This window comes from Amycolatopsis sp. A1MSW2902, assembly GCF_017312175.1.
Lineage (GTDB): Bacteria > Actinomycetota > Actinomycetes > Mycobacteriales > Pseudonocardiaceae > Amycolatopsis > Amycolatopsis nivea.
This window is the reverse complement of the sequence record NZ_QJPO01000001.1, coordinates 1,669,706-1,689,360: the sequence shown is the minus strand read 5'-3', so window position 1 is coordinate 1,689,360 and position 19,655 is coordinate 1,669,706. Positions and strand designations below refer to the sequence as shown.

Annotated in this window: 14 protein-coding genes; 8 read left to right on the top strand and 6 right to left on the bottom strand. The window is 70.2% G+C overall.

What is annotated here, in order from left to right; genetic code table 11:
* Positions 1-4: 4 nt before the first annotated feature.
* Both DMP23_RS07825 and DMP23_RS07820 read right to left on the bottom strand, forming a co-directional pair.
* Positions 5-556, bottom strand: a complete 552-nt coding sequence (locus DMP23_RS07825) for an HAD family acid phosphatase (protein WP_337820615.1) — start codon at positions 554-556, stop codon at positions 5-7.
* 209 nt (positions 557-765) lie between these two features.
* The gene (locus DMP23_RS07820) at positions 766-1,635 is read right to left on the bottom strand and encodes an oxidoreductase (RefSeq protein WP_337820614.1); all 870 of its coding nucleotides are present in this window, start codon (positions 1,633-1,635) and stop codon (positions 766-768) included.
* A 152-nt stretch (positions 1,636-1,787) separates the two neighbouring features.
* Between DMP23_RS07820 and DMP23_RS07815 the strand changes: the two genes are divergently transcribed.
* The 6 genes from DMP23_RS07815 to DMP23_RS07790 all read left to right on the top strand — a co-directional run bounded on the left by DMP23_RS07815 (position 1,788) and on the right by DMP23_RS07790 (position 10,722).
* Complete coding sequence (locus tag DMP23_RS07815; protein ID WP_337820613.1) at positions 1,788-2,975, top strand: amidohydrolase; 1,188 nt, start codon at positions 1,788-1,790, stop codon at positions 2,973-2,975.
* A gap of 75 nt (positions 2,976-3,050) precedes the next feature.
* Positions 3,051-3,242 (top strand): hypothetical protein, encoded by a 192-nt coding sequence (locus DMP23_RS07810; RefSeq protein WP_337820612.1) that lies wholly within the window; start codon positions 3,051-3,053, stop codon positions 3,240-3,242.
* 87 nt (positions 3,243-3,329) lie between these two features.
* A complete protein-coding gene (locus DMP23_RS07805) occupies positions 3,330-4,685 on the top strand; it encodes a serine hydrolase domain-containing protein (RefSeq protein ID WP_337820611.1) in 1,356 nt (451 codons plus the stop codon).
* Between the two features lie 60 nt (positions 4,686-4,745).
* Positions 4,746-8,474 carry a serine/threonine-protein kinase gene (locus DMP23_RS07800; RefSeq protein WP_337820610.1) on the top strand — a complete coding sequence of 1,243 codons (3,729 nt, stop codon included), beginning with the start codon at positions 4,746-4,748 and terminating at the stop codon, positions 8,472-8,474.
* Positions 8,471-9,751 (top strand): hypothetical protein, encoded by a 1,281-nt coding sequence (locus DMP23_RS07795; protein ID WP_337820609.1) that lies wholly within the window; start codon positions 8,471-8,473, stop codon positions 9,749-9,751. Before DMP23_RS07800 ends, DMP23_RS07795 begins: the two co-directional genes overlap by 4 nt.
* Positions 9,748-10,722, top strand: coding sequence for an alpha/beta hydrolase (locus tag DMP23_RS07790; RefSeq protein WP_337820608.1), 975 nt, complete (start codon positions 9,748-9,750; stop codon positions 10,720-10,722). The genes DMP23_RS07795 and DMP23_RS07790 overlap by 4 nt, the downstream gene beginning before the upstream one ends.
* 45 nt (positions 10,723-10,767) lie before the next feature.
* Here the strand turns inward: DMP23_RS07790 and DMP23_RS07785 are convergent, their stop codons facing one another.
* The gene (locus DMP23_RS07785) at positions 10,768-12,204 is read right to left on the bottom strand and encodes an aldehyde dehydrogenase family protein (RefSeq protein ID WP_337820607.1); all 1,437 of its coding nucleotides are present in this window, start codon (positions 12,202-12,204) and stop codon (positions 10,768-10,770) included.
* Positions 12,205-12,345: 141 nt separating this feature from the next.
* Between DMP23_RS07785 and DMP23_RS07780 the strand changes: the two genes are divergently transcribed.
* Both DMP23_RS07780 and DMP23_RS07775 read left to right on the top strand, forming a co-directional pair.
* A complete protein-coding gene (locus DMP23_RS07780) occupies positions 12,346-13,785 on the top strand; it encodes a GMC family oxidoreductase (RefSeq protein WP_337820606.1) in 1,440 nt (479 codons plus the stop codon).
* A gap of 30 nt (positions 13,786-13,815) precedes the next feature.
* Positions 13,816-15,291: a hypothetical protein gene (locus tag DMP23_RS07775; protein WP_337820605.1), complete on the top strand. Its 1,476-nt coding sequence runs from the start codon at positions 13,816-13,818 to the stop codon at positions 15,289-15,291.
* Between the two features lie 24 nt (positions 15,292-15,315).
* Here DMP23_RS07775 and DMP23_RS07770 read toward each other — a convergent pair whose 3' ends face one another.
* The 3 genes from DMP23_RS07770 to DMP23_RS07760 are packed head-to-tail and all read right to left on the bottom strand — an operon-like array spanning position 15,316 to position 19,600.
* On the bottom strand, positions 15,316-16,926 hold the full coding sequence (locus tag DMP23_RS07770) for an amidohydrolase (protein WP_337820604.1): 1,611 nt from the start codon (positions 16,924-16,926) through the stop codon (positions 15,316-15,318).
* A 3-nt stretch (positions 16,927-16,929) separates the two neighbouring features.
* Positions 16,930-17,718, bottom strand: coding sequence for a molybdenum cofactor biosynthesis F family protein (locus DMP23_RS07765; RefSeq protein WP_337820603.1), 789 nt, complete (start codon positions 17,716-17,718; stop codon positions 16,930-16,932).
* Between the two features lie 10 nt (positions 17,719-17,728).
* Positions 17,729-19,600: a primary-amine oxidase gene (locus DMP23_RS07760; RefSeq protein WP_337820602.1), complete on the bottom strand. Its 1,872-nt coding sequence runs from the start codon at positions 19,598-19,600 to the stop codon at positions 17,729-17,731.
* Positions 19,601-19,655: the final 55 nt, after the last annotated feature.

Sequence of the window (19,655 nt, the reverse complement as noted above, 5' to 3'; positions counted from 1 at the left end):
CGAGTTACGAAAGCTGGCCGTCGTAATCCGGGAGTTTGAAGCCTTTTTCGTAGTCCCCGCCTTCGAGGTCGGTGGACCGGTTGCCGATGTTCGCCGTGATTGTGTAGCCCTGGTCGGTCAGGTCCGCGCGGCAGCGCTGCTTGCCTTCCGCGGTGTGCTCGCCGGATTTGCGGGTGCAGATCGCGTCGATCGGATAGCCCGCATTGCTCAGCTGCGTGCGCGCCGAGGAAGAACTGGTCCGCGCCGTCACGAAGAGGACGGACACGTGGTGCTCGCCTGCCCATTGCGCGACCGCGAGCACCGGCCGGTTCGGTTCGCCGGGGTGGTATTCGGTTTCCAGCGAGGTGTTGTCGATGTCCAGCACGATCGCCAGCCCGGACCCGCCCTGCACGACCCGGTCGGTCAGCCACGGAATGGCCGGATCGACGGCTTCGCGCACGTCGGCCTGCCATTGGTCGTAGCTGGGCAAGTCGGCTGCTGCGGCCGAGGCGGTGGCAGGCGCGGCGACCAGCCCGGCGACGGCGAGAATGGCGGCGCAGGCGGTTTTGACGTTCATCGGCGCGTTTTCTCCTTAGCGTGGCGGAAAGTGCCGTCGAGGACGCTAATCGCGCCGGGGATTCCGGTGTACCGTCGTTCGTCGGTGAATATTTCGTTCGCGGAGGAGAATTCGCTGTCCGTTCACCGGAAGCTGCGGGCGAGTTTTCCGCCGCGATTCGGGGTGATGATTGTCGACACGGGTTGACAATCATCGCCCCGAATCCGCCGTTATCCGGCGATGGTGTCCAATTCGGCCAAGGCGTCCGCGGGCAGTTCCAGTTCGCCCGCCGCCACGTTCTCGCGCAGGTGCGCGACCGACGACGTGCCGGGGATCAGCAGGATGTTCGGCGACTGGTGCAGCAGCCAGGCCAGCGCGACCGCCTTCGGGCTGGCGCCGAGCCGGGCGGCGACATCGTCCAGCGTCGAGGACTGCAGCGGGCTGAACCCGCCGAGCGGCCAGAACGGGACGTAGGAAATCCCTTGGGCGGCAAGGGATTCGATCAGCTTCTCGTCCCCGCGGTGCGCTACGTTGTACCAGTTCTGCACGGTGACCACCGGCGCGATCGACTGCGCCTGCGCCACCTGCTCGGCGTCGACCACGCTCACGCCGAGTTCCTTGATCTTGCCTTCCTGGCGCATTTCGGCGAGCGCGCCGAACGGTTCGGCCAGCGAACCCGGGACCGGCGAGTGGCCGTCCGGTCCGCCGCCGACGCGCAGGTTCACCACGTCGAGCGCCTCGACGCCGAGGTTGCGCAGGTTCGACTCCACCTGGTCGCGCAGCTGCTCGGGCGAACGCTCGTGGATCCAGCCGCCCTGGTCGTCGCGCACCGCGCCGACCTTGGTGACGATCTGCAGCCCGTCGTAGGGCGCGAGCGCTTCGCGGAGCAGTTCGTTCGTGACGTGCGGCCCGTAGAAGTCAGCCGTGTCGATGTGGTTCACGCCCAGCTCGACGGCCGTGCGCAGGACCGCGAGCGCCTCGTCGCGGTCGCTCGGCGGCCCGAACACGCCGGGTCCGGCGAGCTGCATCGCGCCGTATCCCAGGCGGGCGACGGTGCGCCCGGCCAACGTGAACGTCCCGCCGGGGAGGTTGTCGGTCAATGTTCCGCCCTTCTTTCCTCGCCGCGCCGGTGCCGTCGCGGCTGCCGTCCATGGTGCGGCCGGTCGCGCGGCGCGGCCAGTACCCCTCGGTCCTGGGAGTGTCAGGGCCAGGCTCGCGGGACAACTGTTCGGTAATTTGGTATACCATTAACATGGCTTCTCTCACTGTGACCGGCGTCCGCCCGTGGGGCGGCGAGCCGGCCGACCTCGTCCTCGACGGCGACCGCATCTCCGACGTCCGGCCCGCGGGCTCCGCCCCGGTCGAGGGCGAGCGGATCGACGGCGCGGGGCTGCTCGCGCTGCCCGGGTTCGTCAACTCGCACGCGCACGTCGACAAGAGCTGGTGGGGCAAGCCGTGGGTCTCCTACGGCGGCGTCGCGAGCACCGAAGGCCGCATCGCACACGAGCGGGCTGAACGGGACGCGCTCGGCATCCCGAGCGTCGAAATCGCCGAGACGGTGCTGCGCGAATTCCTGCGGCACGGCACCACCGCGGCGCGCAGCCATGTGGACGTCGACCTGGGGCTCGGCCTGCGCGGGATCGAGATCGTGCAGGAGGCCGCGGAACGGCTGGGCGGCGCGGTGGAGGTCGAGATCGTGGCCTTCCCGCAGGACGGCGTGCTGCGGCGGCCGGGTGTGCTCAAACTGCTCGACGAGGCCGCCGCGGCGGGCGCGGGCCGGATCGGCGGCCTGGACCCGGCGGGCATCGACCGCGACCCGGTCGGCCAGCTCGACGGACTGTTCGAGATCGCCGAGCGCCGCGGCGTCGGCCTCGACATCCACCTGCACGACGGCGGTGAGCTGGGCGCGTTCCAGTACGAGCTGATCGCGGACCGGACCGTGCGCACCGGGCTGCAGGGCAAAGTCACCGTGTCGCACGGCTTCGCGCTCGGCGAGGTCCCCCCGGCACGGCAGGCGGCGCTGCTCGACCGGATCGCCGAGGCAGGCATCTCGCTGGCGACGGTCGCGCCGGTGCGGGTGGCGCCGCTGCCGTGGGCTGAACTGTCGGCGCGCGAGATCCCGGTCGGCCTCGGCACGGACGGGATCCGCGACCTGTGGTCCCCGTACGGCGACGGCGACATCCTGCAGATCGCGCTCGGTTTCGCTCGCTTGCACGGCTTGCGAAGGGACGAGGATTTGACGGCGGCGGTGGAGCTGGCGACGCGGCGTGCGGCGTCGTTCGTGGGCCGGGAGCGGCATGATCTGGTGCCGGGTTGCCGGGCGGATGTGGTGTTGGTGGCGGCGGAGAACGTGCCGGACGCGTTGATGCGGGTGCCGGTGCGGTCGTGGGTGATCGCGGGTGGCCGGGTGGTGGCGCGGGAGGGCGAGATGCTCGTCTGAGGGGGTTGGCCGGTGGTTCTTCCGGCTTCGCCTCGCTTGCATGGCTGCCGGAGGGATGCGGATCTGACGGCGGCGGTGGAGCTGGCGACGCGGCGGGCGGCGTCGTTCGTGGGCCGGGAGCGGCATGATCTGGCACCGGGTTGCCGGGCGGATGTGGTGCTGGTGGCGGCGGAGAACGTGCCGGACGCGTTGATGCGGGTGCCGGTGCGGTCGTGGGTGATCGCTGGTGGCCGGGTGGTGGCGCGGGAGGGCGAGGTACTCGTCTGAGCAGTTAGTCCGATGCTCCAGTCGAGCGCGGATTTTTCCGCATCCTGAGACGAACTTTTGCTCCCGCCGCGGCGATACCTTCCCGGGATGGACAAGCTCGACGCTCTCCGCAGGCGGCTGGAGCAGGACCTTCCCGCGCTGCTGGACCACCACCGAGTCCCCGCCGCGGTGATCGCGGTCGCGGTCGGCGAGGAGACCGCCGCCGCGGCCGCCGGGGTGCTGAATCTCGGCACTGGCGTCACCGCCACGGCTGATTCGGTATTCCAAATCGGTTCGATCACCAAGGTGTGGACCGCCACTCTCGTGCTGCAGCTCGTGGACGAGGGCCTGGTCGATCTCGACGCTCCCATCCGGAAGTACCTCCCCGGCCTCAAACTGGGCGACGCGGCCATCACCGTGCGCCAGTTGCTCAGCCACACCGCCGGGTTCGAGGGCGATCTCTTCACCGACACCGGCCCCGGCGACGACGCGGTGGAGAAGTTCGTCGAAACCCTCGACGGCGTCACCCAGCTGTTCCCGCCCGGAGAGTTGTTCTCCTACAACAACGCCGGGTACGTCGTCCTCGGTCGGCTGGTGGAAGTGTTGCGCGGCAAGCATTACGAGGACTGCCTTCGCGAATACCTCGCCGCTCCGTTGAAGCTCCAGCAGTTCTGCCCGAACGCCCTCGACGCGATCCGCTTCCGTGCCGCGATCGGGCATCTCGAACCCGAGCCGGGCGCGGACCTCGTACCCGCGCCGTTCTGGTCCATGTTGCGGTCCAACGGACCGGCCGGGTCGTCGCTCGCGATGTCCGCGGCGGATTTGCTCGCCTTCGGTCGCATGCACCTCGCGGGCGGCGCTGGGGTATTGAGCGCGGAGAGCACCGCAGCCATGCTGCAGCGGCAGGTCAGCCTTCCGCCGCTCGGCATCATGGGCGACGCCTGGGGCCTCGGCTGGGAGCTGTTCGACACCCCGACCGGCCAGGTTTACGGCCACGACGGCAACACCGTCGGCCAGGCGGCGTTCCTGCGGCTGGTGCCGGAAAGCGACCTCGTCGTGGCGTTGCTGACCAACGGCGGTGACGCGATGAGCCTGTACGCCGACCTCGTTCCCGCGCTGCTCAAGGAATTCGGCGGCGTCGAGGTGTCGCTGCCGCCCCGTCCGCCCGCCGAACCGGAGTCGTTCGCCGCCGACCGGTATCTCGGCACCTACGCCAGCACGGTCGCCGATCTCGTGGTCTCCCAGGACGACGACGGCCGGGTCTGGCTGGAGCAACGTCCTAAAGGGACAGCCGCGGAACTGAGCGCCGCCAGCAAATCCGAACTGGTCTTTCTCGAGGGCGACACGCTGATCCTTCGCGAGGCACAGGGCGGAATCTATCTGCCGCTGGTCTTCCTGGGCGACGACGGTTCGGGCCGCGCGCGATACGTCCATTCGGGGAGGGCGACCCGTCGCGCCGGGTGACCGGACGGCTTTGCCCGAACTGAACGATCCGGAGGCCGTTCCCGGGTAAGGTTTTACCTCGTGGCCGCTGATCTGGGGTGGAATACGGGGCAGACGCGCATCCACGCTGCCGACGGCCGCCTCCTCGGCGCCGGCGTGCTGATCGGCGGCCGGTACGTCCTGACCTGCTCCCGGGCGGCCCGTGACGAAACCGTTTTCCGGGTCGAATCGGCGGGTTCCGCGGCGCTGGCCGGGCTGGTCCCGCCGCTCGCGGGCGCGCGCGGCGACCTGGCGCTGCTCGAACTGGACACTCCGGTGAGCGGCGGCGCGACGCTCCGGCGGAAGGTCGGATCCGGGCGGGAAGTCCGGATCCACAGCCTTCCGCTCCGCCTCGGCTACGGCATTTGGGTGCGTGCCACCACCGGTGCGGCCGACGGCGAACGGGTGCCGCTCACTCTGCTGGAGGGCGGCGTCGACCCGGACCTGTCCGGCTGTCCGGCGTTCGACCGCACCACCGGGCGGCTGCTCGGCATCGTGGTGGTCGACACCGCGGTGCGGCTGGTTCCGGCGGACACCGTGCTGGCGTACTTCCCGCAGCTGCGCGAATGGGTGACCGACGATTCGGTGATCGAGGACCGGCTCGACGAACTCCTCGTCCGCACCGGCAGCCGGCCCGCGCCCGGGGACCTCCGGGTCGCGCTGCCGAAAGCGACGCCGCCGGACCCGTTCGGAGCTGTGCTGCCCGACGCGGCACTGCCGGAACGGCACCGGTTCTGCGGGGAATGCGGCAATCCGGTGGGCCGAGGCGAGGCCGGGCGGCCCGGCCGGGTGCGCGGCTACTGCGTGCATTGCGGCACGCCGTTCACCTTCCTGCCGACGCTGGAACAGGGCACGGTCGTCGCCGGCCGGTACCGGGTGCTCGGGTGCATCGCGCACGGCGGGTTCAGCTGGATCTACCTCGCCCGCGACGAGGCCGAAGGCGGCCGGTTCGTGGTGCTCAAAACCCTGGTCGGCGAACGGGACCGCGGCGGCGCGCTGGCCGCCGCGCAGTCCGCTGTCGTGCCGCAGCTGCTGGAACTGGACCACCCGAACGTCGTCCGCACCCTCGCGCACGTCGAACACCCGGACCCGGAAACCGGCAGGCCCAGCGGGTATCTGGTGATGGAGTACGTGCGCGGCATTTCGCTGCGGTCGGTCCTCCAGCGCGCGAAGCGGCTGCGTCCGGAGCACGTCGCCGCGTACGGGCTGCAGCTGCTCGAGGCGGTCGGGTACCTGCACGCTCGGGGATTGCTGTACGTCGATGTGAAACCGGACAACGTGCTGCAGGACGGCGATCGGATCACGCTCGTCGACCTCGGCTCGGTGCGGCGGCAGAACGACCGGGACAGCGCGATCGTCGGCACGCCGGGCTACCAGCCGCCGCGGTCCGAGCTGGACCGGGAAGGCATCAGCGTCCGGTCGGATCTCTACTCGGTCGGCCGCACCCTGGAAGAGCTGCTGCGGGAGTGTTCCGGGTCGTACGGCGGTCTTGGCCGGGAAATGCTGCAGGTGCTGATCGACCGGGCCACCGCACGTTACGAGGACCGGTTCGCCACCGCCTACGACATGGCCGAACAGCTGCGCGGGGTGCTGCGGCAGCTGCTCAGCCAGCGCACGCGCGTGCCGCGTCCGGTCGTGTCGCGGGTGTTCGCCGAACCTCGCGAGCTCGCCGCGGCGGGGCTCGGGGTTCCGGAGTGGGAAGCCTGGGGGCCGGAACCGCCGTTGCGCGCCGACGATCGCCTTCGGGACGACGACGTCCGGGCCGCCTTGCCCATGGCTCTCTTCACCGCATCCGAGGAAGTCTCGGCGGCCTGGCGCAGCGCTGCGATCCTGCTGGACGCGGGCTCTCTGGACGACGCCGAGAACCAGTACCGGGAGTGCGCGCGGCTGGTGCCGGGCGAGCTGGCGCCGTTGCTGGCGCTGGGTTTCTGCGCCGAACTGCGAGGGTTGGCGGCGGCCGCGGCGCGCTACTACGAGGCGGTGTGGGTGTGCGACCGGTCCATGGTCGCGGCGGCGTTCGGGCTTGCCCGGATCCGGCTCGGGCAGGGTGATCGGGTCGGTGCCGCCGCGGTTTTGGACGAAGTACCCGCGGCGTCGGGCTTGGCGGCTCGGATCGGCGCGGTGCGGGCGCTCGCCGCGCTCGTGCCAGGTGAGACGGAACTGCCGAGCCTCGACGAAGCCGCTGCCGCGTGGTCCCGGCTCGGCGAGCTGAACCTGGACGAGGACGCGCAGAGCCGGCTCACCGCGGTGGTCGGGGAGACGCTGCTGCGGCTGGCCGCCGAGAATCCCGCAGCTGCCACCAGGTTTCCTGACTTGCGCCAGGTGAAGCACGACCTCGCGCAGGTCTATTGGGAGCAGGCGAACCGGGCGTGGCCAGCGCTGCGGGACCACGCGGGACGGGTGCGCGGTCTCGAGGTGCCGCGACCGGTCTCCGCCGCACAGCCGAAAGTCGTGGTGCACTACCCCCGTTACCTGCCGTCGCGCACCTCCAGCACGACCGTGAAGGTGACGGTCACGGCTGGCTCCGGCGGCGGTCCGATGCGGCTGTTCGTGCGCGATTCGCCGGGTTGTGTGGTGTACCGGGTCAGCCAGCTGGCTCCGCGAGAGTTGCAGAAACCCCTGCCGCAGCGGCGAATCAGCGAGGAAGGCCTCGATCTCGGGCAGTGGACGCCAGGGGAAACCAGGGAGTACGCGCTGAGCTTGCTCGTGCCGTCGGGGTTGGCGATCGAGCGGGACCATCAGCTGGTCGCGATGTGGGCGCAGCAGGGCTCGGTGCAGTCGGAGGCGGAGACCGTTTCCGTGCGGCTGACCGATGATCCGGCGCATCTGGCCCAGGCACCGGTCGGTCCGCACCTGGGCCTGGGGGCTGCCGTGGATGCCGCGCTTTCCGCGTACCGCAACGGAAACCTGAGTGCCACGCTGGACGCGCTGGGTTCGGCGGTGGCGTTGGCGACCGCGCAGGGCAACGAGGCGGTGCTGGGCCGGTTGCGGTTGCTGGTGGACGTCGTCGACGCGGAGAGCGGGCTGGTCAGTCTGCACGGACCGCTGACTGGGGAAGAGTTTCTTTCGGAGCGGATTTCGCTGACGTTGCGGCCGCCAGTGGTTGCTGATGCCGCGAAGCCCGTTGAGGACATCCAGCTCGAAGGGCCGCAAGCGCCGGTTTACGGCACGGTGCTCAGCGCGCGGGTCGACTCGCCCCGGGTTGACTCGCGCCGGATCGATTCCCGGCGCGTCGACTCGCGTCGGGTGGATTCCCGGCGCGTGGATTCCCGCCGGGCGGATTCGCGGCCCGCTACCTGGCGCACCGGCCGGACCGGGTATCCGGTGCCGGGCGAGGTTTCGGGGCTGCCGCCGTTCTCCTCCCGGCGGGTGCTCTGGGCGGGCAGACGGCCGCCGGACGCGACACCGCCGGACGACGGCCCGCCGCCGGGACCGGGCCTGCTGGAGGCGACCGTCGAATGCCGATCTGATGATCCGGTCGTCGTCGGAAGGGCGGTAAGGGTCGCGGTTTCGGTGCGGCGCAAGGAACCTGCGACCGCGCCGGCTGGTGTCGTGCGCGTCCGGGTGCTGCTCGACGCCGCGCCCGGGGCGGCCCAGCCGATGTCGCGGGTCGGCTGGATCACCGGCGACCGGCTGCGCGAGCCGGCGGAGTTCGACGTTGTCCCGGTCGCGCCGGGGCCGCTGCGGCTGGTGTTCCGGATCTACCGCGAGCACGACGCCCAGCTGCTCCTGGAAATCGCGGCCGCGCTGCCGGTGGAGGTGCCGTCATGACCCGTCAGCTGAGCGCCGAGGTGACCGTCGACAACACCGCAGGGCTGAGCCGCGTCGCGGTGCCGCCGTACAACCGGGCGCGGACGGTCAACCTGCGGTTCCTTGAGTTCCCCGGGGTGCCGGGGCTTCTCGTGCAAGCGTGGGGCAGCGCGTTCCCGGAGGACGGCGGCGGCGGGTACCAGGGCCGGATCGCGCACAGCCTCGGCGAGCTGAACTCCCGGATCGACATCCTCCGCGAAACCTGGCAGCGGCACGTCGTGGACGTCGCCGAGCGGACCGAGCGCGGGCCGCGCCGCCACCCGTTCGCCGACGGCTGGGACCTGTCGCAGCGGCCGGAACTGTTGCGCCGCGCCGGTTTCGCCCTCGCGGACGCCGGCTATCTGATGTACCGGCTGCTGTTCGCCGGTCCGGATCGCGGGCTGCAGCGGATCCGGGCGCTGCTGGAACTGGCGCTCGCCGAGGGCGAGAACGTGATCAGCATCGAATCGGACAGCCTGATCGTGCCGTGGGGCATGCTGTACACCTCGCCGCGGCGGCCGGACGAGTACCCGGACGACGAGAACTGGTCGCTCGCCGGGTTCTGGGGCTACCGGCACGTCGTGGAGCACACCTTCTCCCGGGTAGACGACTTCGACGCGCGGATCACCGTGGACGGCGGCAAACCGGTCGTCGGGCTCAACGTCGACCACGGCGTGGACCGGCAATTCCCGGACACGCCCTACATCGCGCCGGTGGTCGACTTCTTCCACGGCCGGGCCGAAGTCGTGCTGCGGCCGGACAAGAAAACGCTCGCCGCGCATTTCCGCAGCCGCGATTTCGCCGACCACGTCACGTATTTCGGCTGTCACGGCAAGGTCAGCGGATCCGGCGGGCTGATCGAACAGCCGTATCTGAAACTCGGCGACGGCGAACGGATCTACGGCACCGATCTGACCGCGTGGCTGGAGGAAGCGCCGCTGCCGACGAAGCCGTTCGTGTACGTCGGGGCGTGCCAGGGCGGACAGGTGACGTCGGCGTTCTACTCGGCCTTCGGCAAAGCGCTGCTGGGCAACGGCGGACGCTGCCTGATCGGCCCGCAGATCGACCTGCCGCCCGCGTTCGCGTGCGAGTATTCACGGCGGTTGTTCACCGAATTCATCGATACGGGCGCGAAACTGGGCGATATCGTGCGCTCGCTGGCGCGTGCGTTCGCCGACGAACACCACAATCCGCTCGGGCTGATGTTTTCGCTGTACCGCGGGATCGACGTGCATCTGTGGCAGGAAGGGCGACCGTGACCGAACCGGTGATCCTGGACCTCGACGAGCGCGGTGATTTCGTGGATCCGGAAACCGGCGAGCCGGTACCCGCCGAGGCGGTGCCGCGTTTGCTGGCCCGGTGGCTGGAGGTTCCGGCGACGGCGACCGACATCGTCGTGTTCGTGCACGGCTGGCAGAACAACCGGGAGACGGCGGACCGGCGGGCGCGGCAGTTCTTCGGGCTGCTGGAGGAACGGCACGCGGCTGGGTCTTACGAAGGACTCGGTGCGTGGCAAGGGTTTTACGTCATGGTGCGGTGGCCGTCGATGAGCAACCCGTTCCTGACCGGGTACCGGCGGATCCGCGACCGGGCGCATGCGATGACCACCGACGGGCGGGCCGCGGAGGCGCTCGGCCAATTGCTCGGATATCTGAACGCGGAACGTCAATTGCCGGGCAGTGCGCCGAGTTTGCGGACCGTCACCGGACAGTACCTGCATTGTGTCGGCCATTCCTTCGGCGGCCGGTTCGTCGTGGAAGCGGTGCAGGCCGCGGCGGGCGACGGTCCGCCGGTTCTCGGGTGGGATCGGGCTGACCCGCGTTATCCGTACACTGTGGACACTCTGCTGGTGTTCCAGATGGCGGCGCGCCCGGACATCTTCACCGGCCGGTTCGCCCCGGTGCTGCGTGCCGCGCCGATCAACGGGCCGGTCGTGCTGACCCGGTCCCGGTTTGACCGGGCGACCGGGTTGTGGCACCGGTTGGCGGAGGGCGTGCGAGGGATCGGGAACGTCGGGGTGAAGGCTCCGGCCGACGAGGTCGCGAACACGGTGCTGCACAAGGTATCGGCGGAGTACTCACGGTCCGAATTGGACCGGCGGATCGTCAACGTCGAGTCGGGGTGGCGGTTCCGGCGCGGGCGGTGGTGGAATCCAGCCGGGGCGCATTCGGACATCTGGTACCCGGAGTCGGCGCATTTGCTGCTGTCGCTGGCCGAACTGGCCCGCTGAACGGGGCTCGACAGTCCGAGGCAGACCGCCGAGCCCCGAAAGCGTTCAGTAGCCGTAGTGCAGCCAAACGGCCTTCGTCTCGGTGTACGCGTCCAGCGCCCACGGGCCCATTTCGCGGCCCCAGCCCGACGCCTTGTATCCACCCCACGGGGCGGCCATGTCCGGGATCGGCGGCATGTTCACGAACACCGCGCCCGCGCGAATCCCGTCCGCATAGCGTTGCGCGGTACGGATGTCGCGGGTCCACACAGTCGCGGCGAGGCCGTACTGCGTGTCGTTCGCGCGCGCGACCAGTTCGTCCGGGTCGTCGTACGGCGTCACCGCCAGCACTGGGCCGAAGATCTCCTCGCGCATGATCGTCATCGAGTCGGTGACGCCCGCGAAGAGCGTCGGCTGGTAGAAGTAGCCGTCGCGGTCGACTTCCGAGCCGCCGGTGATCAGGTCCGCGCCTTCGGAACGGCCGGTCGCCACCAGGTTCGCGACGTGCCTGCGGTGCTTGTCCGACACGAGCGGCCCGACCTGGGTCGTCTCCTCCAAACCGGGGCCGACCTGCAGGCCCGCCAGCCCGGCGGCCATTTTCTCCACGAACTCCTGCTCGCGCTTGCGGTCGACGTAGAACCGCGTGTACGCCGCGCAGACCTGCCCGGTGTTCAGCGTCGCGCCGGCGAGGTTGCCCGCGACGGCGGCGTCGAGGTCGGCGTCGGCGGCGATGATGCTCGGGGCCTTGCCGCCGAGTTCGAGGGTGAGCCGCTTGAGGTTGGACTCCGCGCTCGCCGCGGTGATCAGCTTCCCGACCGCGGTGGAACCGGTGTAGGAAACGTGGTCGACGTCGTGGTGCGAACTCAGCAGCGCGCCCACCGGGCCGTCGCCGGTGACCAGGTTGACGACGCCCGCTGGGATACCAGCCTGCTCGGCCAGCTGTACCAGCCGGATGCTGGTCAGCGGCGTGACCTCGCTCGGCTTGATCACCACGGTGTTTCCGGTGGCGAGCGCGGGTGCGAGCTTCCACACGAGGATCATCAGCGGGAAGTTCCACGGCGTGATCAGCGCGTTCACGCCGACCGGCTCGCGGCGCGTGTAGTGCAGAGTGTCCGGGAACGAAACCGGGTTCGTGGTGCCCTGGATTTTCGTCACCCAGCCGGCGAAGTACCGCAGGTGCTCGGCTGCGCCGGTGACGCTCACCTGGCGCGAGACGCCGATCGGCTGGCCCTGGTCGCGGGTTTCCAGCGCGGCGAGTTCCTCGTGGTGCTCGTCGACGAGGTCGGCGAGGCGGAACAGCAGTTTCGCGCGCTGCACCGGCGCCAGCCAGGCCCACTCCGGCGAGGTCAGCGCGCGGCGCGCGGCGGCGACCGCGGCGTCGACGTCGGCCCGCGTCGCCGTCCCGACGTCTTCGAGAACCGTGCCGGTGGCCGGATCGCGGGTCGGGACGGGCTCCCCGCCGGCCTCGGTCCACTGACCGTCGATGAACAGGCGTGTCGCCATGGTGCTCCCTAGTCCCGGTCTTCTGGTCGCTCCCGAGTATCGGCGCGCGGCGGGCGGGCGGTCTTGTCCGCGAGGGCACGCCCGTTGTCGGCGAGTGAAGACAATTCCGGGCGCGGCCGGGGGACCGGCCAGGATCAGGACATGGACGTGATCGTGGTGGGTGCGGGTTCGGCGGGCTCGGTGGTGTGCCGGCGGCTGGTCGACGCGGGCGCGAAGGTGACGCTGCTGGAGGCGGGCGGACCGGACACGAACGCGGCGATCCACGACCCGTCGCGCGCGGCGGAACTGTGGCACGCCGCCGAGGACTGGGACTACTACACGGTGCCGCAGCCGCACGCCGGGAACCGCAGGCTGCACCTGCCGCGCGGCAAGGTGCTCGGCGGCTCGCATTCGCTGAACGCGATGATCTGGGTCCGCGGCGCGGCGGCGGACTACGACGGCTGGGCGCTGCCGGGCTGGACCTGGGACGACGTGCGTCCGGTGTACGAACGGATCGAACGCGACCTGCTCGACCTCGAACAGCACGATCCGCTGCAGCCCATCCAGCAGTCCATTGTGGACGCCGCGCAGGAGATCGGCCTGCCGTTCAACGACAATTACAACGGTGGCACCCTAGACGGCGTCTCCGTGCAGCAAGTCACCATGTCCGGCGGACGGCGGCGCAACACCTGGCTCTGCTACGCCGAACCGGTCGCCAGCCAGATGACCGTCCACACTGGCGCGCTGGTGCATCGCGTGCTTTTCGAGGGCGACCGCTGCATCGGCGTGCTGGCGGAGGTCGACGGCAAACTGGAGTCGCGGTTCGCCGACCAAGTCGTGCTCGCCGCCGGTGCCCTCGCGTCCCCGGCGATCCTGCTGCGCAGCGGAATCGGCCCGGCTGACGACGTCGCGGCGCTGGGCTTGGACGTCGTCGCGGATCTGCCAGGGGTCGGCGAGAACCTGCACGATCACCTGCTGTCGCCGGTCATCTTCGCCACCGACCGGCGCGCGGTCGCGCCGCCGCAGACCGGGCTTTCGGTGACGCAGACGCATCTGTTCTGGCGCAGCCGCCCGGGCCTGGCGGTGCCGGACACGCAGCCGATCCACTTCAGCGTGCCGATGTACGAACCGTGGATGACCGGACCGGAGACCGGGTTCTCGCTGATGGCGGGCATGATCACGCCGCAAAGCCGGGGAACGCTGCGGCTGCGCAGCACGGATCCGGCCGAGATGCCGCTGATCGACCTGGCCGCGCTGGCACACCCGGCGGACTTCGAAAGCCTGGTCGCGTCGGTGGAACAGTGCCGGTTGATCGGAGGCGCCCCGGCACTGGCCGAGGAGTGGGGCGCGCGGGAGCTGTACCCGGGACCGGCGGATATCCGGGAGTACGTCCGGCGAACGGCGATCACGTATCACCACCAGGTGGGCACGTGCCGGATGGGAACCGACGAGCTGGCGGTGACGGACCCGACGCTGGCGGTGCGCGGAGTGTCCGGGCTGAGGGTCGCGGACGCTTCGGTGCTGCCGCGCGTGATCAGCGGGAACACGAACGCGCCTGCGGTGCTGATGGGGGAGCGGGTGGCGGAGTTCATGCTGGCGTAAATCGCGCGCGGGCGTCAGTAGGCTCGTCGCGTGGATGATCTTCTCGCCGCCGACCATTCGAAGCTCGACGTTTTGGCTGCCGGCCCGTCTTCGGAACGGGCCGCGTTGGCTGTGCGCGCGGGCGAGCTGTACCCGGCGGCGAACGACGACCAGCGGCGACACCTCCATTACCTGCTGTACCTGCTCGGGACGGACAGCGATCCGGTCTTGCTCGATCTGCTGACCCAGCTCCGCACGGCCCGGCTGCTCGAGGACGTGGTGCGGCGAGGCCTGCCGGTGCCCGAACCCGTGCTGGATCAGCTGATCAAGGAGCTGGGATATCAGCCGCCGGTCATCGACGCGGCGGGGGTGTCCGGCGCCCGGCGGCGGGCGAAAGCGCTCGGTGCGCTGCTGGAGGACGACGATCTGTGCGGCCGGGCGGCGCTCGCACTGGCCCGGCTCGGCGCGCGCGAATGGACGGTGCCGATCGCCCGGCGGCTTTTCGCGTCCGCCGGGCTCATGCACACCTTCTTGGCGGTCGCGCTGGAGGAAATGGGCGACCCGGCCGCCGTCCCGGTGCTGCTCGACTGGCTGGCGAACGGCCCGGAGCAGCCTGCCTGGGACGTCCACCGGGCGCTGGTCCGGCTCACCGGACGGTCTCCGTTGCTGCCCGCGCCCGACGATATCCGCCGGGTTTGGGCCGCGCTCGACCGCACCGCCGGGCCAGTCCCCGAGGTGCGCGACGTGGTCCCCGATTCTCCTTCCGCACTGCGGTTTTCCGTCGACGAAGGCCGGGCCCGGGTGCGCGTCGAGTTCGACGCGCCGTCGCCGGGACCGACGTGGCCGCGCTGGGATCAGACGCTGTACATCGGGGATCGGGCGCGTTTTGGCGTCGGCTCCGGGTGCGAGACCTGCGAAACCATGCTGCACCTGCTCGGCTTCGGTCCCGCCGAAGCGCTGGCCGGCGCCGACCGGATACGGGAAGTCCTCGCTGGGCCGCGGGAACTCACCACCGCGACAGTGCGCGCGCTGGAACCGCTGCTGCAGGAGCTGGAGACTGGGCACTACCGGATGCTCTTGGCCGATCTGCCGCTGGAACGAGTGCGGACGGCGGAGCGGTCGTGGTGGTGGCTGCGCAGAACCGGGACGCGCAGTGCGTGGGAGGGGGACCCCGACTGGCCGGGCATCGAGCATTTCCAAGCCCCGCGGTCGATTCCCGGCGAGATGCCGGCGTACGGCAGCGTGGTTCCGTCGCAACCGCTGGACGCGCTGGACCCGGTGACCGTCGGCCGGTACGCCGAAGCCATCGCCCGCGGCGAGCGTCCGGCGGCGTTGCTGCTGGCCTGGGCGGAGGACAGGTACATCAGCGCCGAGTGGCCGGAACGGTTCGTGCTGGGCGTCGTCCTTGACGGACACCACCGGCTGGCCGCCTACGCCGCGGCAGGCGTACCCGCGCGCCTGGTACTGCTGGTGCAAGGGGAGAGCGGCGAGACGGTGGAGGACTTTGTGCGTGGTTATCCCGGTTAGGACCGGGACAACCACGCCCGAGCCCTAGTCCCGCGCGAAAACCCGCTTCCCCCCGAACCACGTCTCCCGCACCGTGATCCCGGCCAGTTCGTTTGCCGGGGTCTTGAACGGATCCTGGTCCAGCACCACGAAATCCGCCGACTTCCCCGGCGTCAGCGACCCCGTCACGTCGTCCAGTCCGCATGCGCGGGCCGAGTTCAGCGTGAATACCTGGATCGCCTCGGCCAGCGTGATCGCCTGCTCCGGCCACAGGCTCCCCGGGTGCTTGCCGTACGGGTCCTGCCGCGTGATCAGGCCCTCGATGCCTTCCCAGGCGTTCGGCGATTCGCTCACCGGCCAGTCCGAACCCCCGGCGACGAGTGCGCCGGTGTCCAGCAGCGTCCGGTTCGGCTGCATGCGCGCCGCGCGTTCGGCGGGGATCACCTGGGCGATGGCGTCCGGGATCACTCCGGGCACCCAGAGGAACGGCGAGATGTCCGCCGACACGTTGAGCGTCGCGAACCGCTCCAGGTCGTCCGGGTGGATGAATTGTCCGTGCGCCACTTGGATTTTCGTCGTGTAGTCGCCGCGGGCGCGGAGATTGCCGGCAGCGTCCAAAGTGGCCCGGACGGCAGCGTCGCCCGCGCAGTGGATCTTCGCCGAAAGCCCGGCCGAGACGGCGACGTCCAGCCACTTCGCGAGTTCCTCCGGCGGCATCGTGGTGTCGCCGCAGAAGCACTCGTGGTGCAGATACGGCTCGAGGAACGCCGCGGTGTGCGCGGGCGGGGTGCCGTCGAGGAAGATCTTCACGAAGTCCGGCCGGTGGTGCTCGCTGCGGTACGCCGCGGCCCGGTCGAGCAGTGGTTCGCCGATCGGGTCCGCGCCGAAGATCGGGTCGTTGACCAGCATCGACGACACCACCCACGCGGCCAGTTCGCCCGCGTCGTCCAGCGTCTTCAGCGCAGTGAGGATGTCGAGGGTGGCCCCGGCGTCCTGGAACGCGGTGATGCCGTACGAGTGCAGGATCGCGATCGCCCGCCGCGACGCTTCGGCGTGTTGCTCGGCGGTGAGCGTGCGCGTGTCCCGCATCGCCCGCTCCACCGCCAAGCCCGCGCTCTCGATCAGCAGACCGGTCGGCGCGCCGCTGTCGAGGTCGCGGTGGATCGTCCCGCCGGTCGGGTCCGGAGTGGCCGCGGTGATCCCGGCCAGTTCCAGCGCCCGGCTGCTCGCCCACCGGTTGTGCCTGCTGTCCTCGATCAGCACCACCGGCCGTCCGCCCGCCGCCTCGTCCAGTGCCCGTCGCACGGACTCGTGGCCGAGTTCGGGGGCCAAAGTGGACGGCCAGGCGCCGCCGACGACCCATTCGTCCGGACCGAGCCCGGCCGACCATTCCCTGACCGCGGCGAGGATTTCGTCCAGTCCCGCGCCGCTTTCCAGGCGCAGCTCGAACAATTCCCGCCCGGCGAGGGCGTGGTGGCTGTGCACGTCCACGAAACCCGGCAGCACGAACGCGCCGCCGAGATCGACGACCTCGGTGTCCGGACCGGCCTCGGCGGTGCTCACCCGGCCGTTCTCCACCGCGAGCGAGGCCGCCCACGGCCGATCTTCGTCCACTGTGTACACAGTGGCGTTGGTGAGGAGCAGTTCAGGCGCCACGGGTCACTGTCCAGCGGGGTCGTAGTCCGGCGAATAAACAGTGTTGCTGAGCAGCCGGCCGTACGCGCCGAAGGTGAAGTGCGTCGGCGACTTGCCGTCCTCGCCCAGCCCGAACAGCGAACCGTGCGACCGCAGCTCCCGCACGTTCCGGTGGTCGGCCACGGTCACCGACGCGCACGGGATGACCTTCTCGCGCCAGGTGAACACGTAGATCCCGGGCCGGATCTGGTAGACGGAATTCTCGTCGGTGTCGGCGAGACCGCGCTCCGGGCCGGAAAGGCACTGCCAGGTGTACCAGTGCGGGGTCAGGTAAACGTGCTCGTACGCGTGCTCTTCGCTGTAGACCCACTGCACGCGGCGGCCGATCAGCGCGGTGCTGGGCGCGATTTCCTCGCCGTGCGCCTCGCGGCCCTGGATGGTCGCAGGACGGAACCTTTGCGTCACCCGGGGAAGTCCGTCGCCGATCGTGCTCGTGACGACTAGTGCGCGGCCCTGGCGCACGTCCAGCAGCAGGCTGTACGAGGTTTCCGCGTCGGGGTGGAACTGCACGTAGAACAGTCCGGCGTCGACGAGGAACGTCTCGGAAGCGGTCTCGCCGGTGGCGCCGTCCTCGTTCCACGACGCGCGGCCGCCGGTGAAGCTGATCGAGAACGTGCCGCCGTCGGCACAGTCCAAAGTGAACGACTGGTTGTCGAGATCGTCCACAGTGGCCGCTTTGTTGGCGTCGAAGCCGGGGGCGAGCCCGTCGAGCGGGAGCCAGGTGGAGGTGTCGGACAGATTGGTCGCGGGCATGGAGCCTTCCTCAGTGTTCGCAGTGGCCGTGGGCGGCCGAGGGCAGGTCGAGTGCCGGGTTCCGGTCGCAGAACCCGTAGGGGCGCACCATGAATCCGGAGTAGTCGACCGGCATGACCGGCCAGTCCTCCGGACGCGGGATGTGCGTGGGGCCGAAGACGTGCCACAGCACGACGTCGGTGTCGCTGACGGAGCGGTCGGCCGCCGTCCACGCGGGCAGACCGGCTCCGCCCGGGTGCGCGTTGGGCCGATCGCCCGCCGGGAAGCGTTCGTCAGGCGCGTAGGGCGTGACCCACAGGTGGTTCGTGGCGAACGTCGCGCGCTGGTACACCGTCGATTCCGGTTGTGCCATCAGGGTTGCCGACGGTCGCGGCACGAGCTGGTACGCGGTCGGCGCGCCGAGCCGGTTGGTGTGCTCGGTGCTGCGGACCTCCCACACTCGCGCGGTCGCGGGGTTCGCGTGCCGCTTCGCTTCCTGTTCGGTACGCAATTCCGTGGCTTTCCAGGTGAAGGCGTTGCCATACGGGTTCTTTTCGCCGACCGGAATGCCGACAGCGTCCACTTCGTACACCGAGTTGCGCTGGCCGTCGACGGCGAAGTCGAGCCGCGCGCAGAACAGGTGCTGGTGCACCGGCGCGAACAGGCCGGGTGCGATCTCGGACGCGTGCGGACTCGCGGACCCCGGCTCGCCCGCGCCGGAGAAGACGATCCCGGTCGCCTTGGCTTCGCATTCGATGGTGCCGTCGAGGTAGAGATACCAGAAGAAGCCGTAGTCGTAATTGCCGATGGTGGAGATCGACGAGATCACCAGCCGGCGCGAACGGCGGACCTCGGCCTTGCCGTCCAGATCCGTGTGCTTCCACAGGATCCCGTAGTCCTCCTCGTGCATGCAGATCGCGTTCGGCACGCGCACCGGCTGGCCGTGGTCGTCGGCGAGGAAGGCGTCGAAGTAGTGGATCACGCCGAGGCAGTCGCAGCCGAGGCGCAGGCTGTTGCCGTTCTTGCCGAGCAGGTATTCGCCGGCGTCGAAGTAGCTGATCCAGAACCGGCCGATTGACGTATCACCGTAGGGAACAACCATCTCAGGCACCGATGCGCGGTACAGCACCGAGCGGTCCTGGAAGGTCAGCTGGTGCAGGGTCAATCCCTCGCGCGCGTTGAACCCGACGCGCAGCTGCCAGCCCTCCCACGTCACGAGCGAGCCGTCGACCTGGAAGCTCGGGCCTTCCGGCTGGGTGATCTCGATGGGCTTGAGGGTCGTGCGCGCGGGGTGGTGCCCGTACCGGCCGGAGTCCTCCGGGACCGGGGTGTCGCCCTCGTCCTCGACCCGCAGGACCCGCTGTTCGGTCAGGTTGAGGTGCGCGACCAGGCCCTCGACCGGATGCGCCCACGGGCTGTCGGTGTCGTCCTCGCGCAGGAAGGTGAGCGAACGGATGACCCGGCCGGTCTCGTCCTCCCGGCCGAAATAGCCGGGGGCGAGCGGCGCGCAGAACGCGTGCTCGATGCGGTCGCCGAGGCCGCGGCGCTCCATGGCCGCCCGCCATTCCGGGGAGGCCTTCGTGACGGCCTCGGCCAGGTCGTATTCCTCGAAGAGATACGGGGGCTGGCCCTCGCCGCACTTCTCGTGGCTGACCAGCTCCCCGGCGGTCACCGACACGACCGCGTCGGCCGATTCGCCGGTCGCGGTGTCGAGCAGGGTGAACTGGATCCGGCGGTCGGCCGGGGCGCCGGCCAGCACGGCGGCCTTGTCCGGCTCCACCGGGAGGACCTGCGGAAACCGCGTCGTCTCGGTGATCAGCCCCTGTGCCTCCAGCACGGCCCGGCCTGCGGCGAGCTCGTCGGCGGTCAGCGGGTCAAGGGGGTGCGGGTGTGCGTTGCTCATGGTGTCCCTTCGCGCTCCTCGCCGCAGTGTTCGCGGTGCCCCGGGGACAGCGGTA